The organism is Streptomyces sp. KR55 (assembly GCF_052245645.1).
Classification (GTDB): domain Bacteria; phylum Actinomycetota; class Actinomycetes; order Streptomycetales; family Streptomycetaceae; genus Streptomyces; species Streptomyces flavusporus.
The window spans coordinates 1-1,427 of record NZ_JBQQCE010000893.1 but is presented as its reverse complement, the minus strand read 5'-3'; the positions used below and the strand labels follow the sequence as shown (position 1 = coordinate 1,427).

The 1,427-nt window shown below is 68.3% G+C and carries 3 protein-coding genes; 1 reads left to right on the top strand and 2 read right to left on the bottom strand.

Features of this window, described 5'->3' with window-relative positions:
* Nucleotides 1-110: 110 nt before the first annotated feature.
* Nucleotides 111-311 (bottom strand): cold-shock protein, encoded by a 201-nt coding sequence (locus ACTWQJ_RS51315; protein WP_443313190.1) that lies wholly within the window; start codon nucleotides 309-311, stop codon nucleotides 111-113.
* 340 nt (nucleotides 312-651) lie between these two features.
* Between ACTWQJ_RS51315 and ACTWQJ_RS51310 the strand changes: the two genes are divergently transcribed.
* A complete protein-coding gene (locus tag ACTWQJ_RS51310; RefSeq protein ID WP_443313189.1) occupies nucleotides 652-786 on the top strand; it encodes a hypothetical protein in 135 nt (44 codons plus the stop codon).
* A gap of 182 nt (nucleotides 787-968) precedes the next feature.
* On the opposite strand, the gene ACTWQJ_RS51305 is transcribed toward ACTWQJ_RS51310, so the two are convergent.
* A partial coding sequence (locus ACTWQJ_RS51305) for an HAD-IC family P-type ATPase (RefSeq protein WP_443313188.1) occupies nucleotides 969-1,427 on the bottom strand: 459 nt, incomplete at its 5' end.

Sequence of the window (1,427 nt, the reverse complement as noted above, 5' to 3'; positions counted from 1 at the left end):
GGCGAACTGACGCCAGGCAGAGCGGTCCGGGACATGCAGAGGGCCGGCGCCTTGTGGCGCCGGCCCTCCGGTTCGTCTGCAGGTGTTCGGTAGGTCTCGCCCGCCGGACCTCAGATGGCGCGGACGTGTGCGGCCTGCGGGCCCTTAGGGCCTTGGACCACGTCGAACTCGACGCGCTGGTTCTCCTCGAGGCTACGGAAGCCGTGGCCGTCGATCTCGGAGTAGTGCACGAAGACGTCCGGTCCGTCGGCCTGGGCGATGAAGCCGAAGCCCTTCTCGGCGTTGAACCACTTGACGGTTCCCTGAGTCATTTCTTGCTCCTCGCAGGGGCTGGGTACGGGACCCGCACCGTGCGGTGCCCCGGGCCGGCCTGGACGCGACTTCTCCAGTTCCCTGAAGGAAGGCGGCGCCCGCGACATCGTTCTTCGCGAGCGTGCGGTGAAACACAGACACAAAAACTTCAACCACTCCGTACAACCAGCCCCCCGCCGGATTCATTCCCGCCGCCGCATTCGTGTTCCAGCTCTTCGCCGAGCAGGGCTTCGGCAGGACGACCGTCGACCAGATCCGTCTTGGTCGAATATGCGCAGGTTGCGGTGCCCGGTCGGGCATTGCGGTGGCCAGTACACGAACCGCACCTGCGGATGCCGAGTGGTCAGCAGGATCCACCGCTACCGCAGCGGCGAGAGGCCCTGGGGGACGGGCGGTGTCACCGGCTGCTCCTTCGAGGTCGGTTCCAAGGCGTATGTGCAGCCGGCACGCGGGGCGGCCGGGCCCTGCCTGTAGGCGGCGACACGGCCAAGTCAGAGGGAGACGGGACCACGGTGGACAGGTCGAGCCATTCGGCCATCAGCTGGTCGTCGAAGCCGAGGACGAGATTCGCTCGGGTACCTCGATCTCGATCCTTGTATGTCGTCCCGTTGGGCGTGGTATCCGGGCACGGTGGTCTCCCATTCCTCGTCGGCGGTTCAGCGGTCGGTGGGCTGGAAGCCGCGCAGTCGCAGGCTGTTGCCGACCACGAAGACCGAGGAGAAGGCCATGGCCGCGCCCGCGATCATCGGGTTGAGCAGGCCGGCGGCGGCGAGCGGCAGGGCGGCGACGTTGTAGGCGAAGGCCCAGAAGAGGTTGGACCTGATGGTGCCCAGCGTCTTGCGGGAGAGGCGGATGGCGTCCACGGCGACCCTCAGGTCACCCCGCACCAGTGTCAGGTCGCCCGCCTCGATAGCGGCGTCCGTGCCCGTTCCCATCGCCAGGCCCAGGTCGGCCTGGGCGAGTGCGGCGGCGTCGTTGACGCCGTCGCCGACCATCGCGACCGAACGGCCCTCGCTCTGCAGGCGCTTGACGGCGTCGACCTTGTCCTGCGGCATGACTTCGGCGATCACGTGCTCGGGGGCGATGTCCACCTCCGCGGCGACCGCCTCGGCGAC

Excerpts from the sequence above, each read along its gene's own strand:
- ACTWQJ_RS51315 (WP_443313190.1), bottom strand. The coding sequence starts at position 311 with ATGACTCAGGGAACCGTCAAGTGGTTCAACGCCGAGAAGGGCTTCGGC.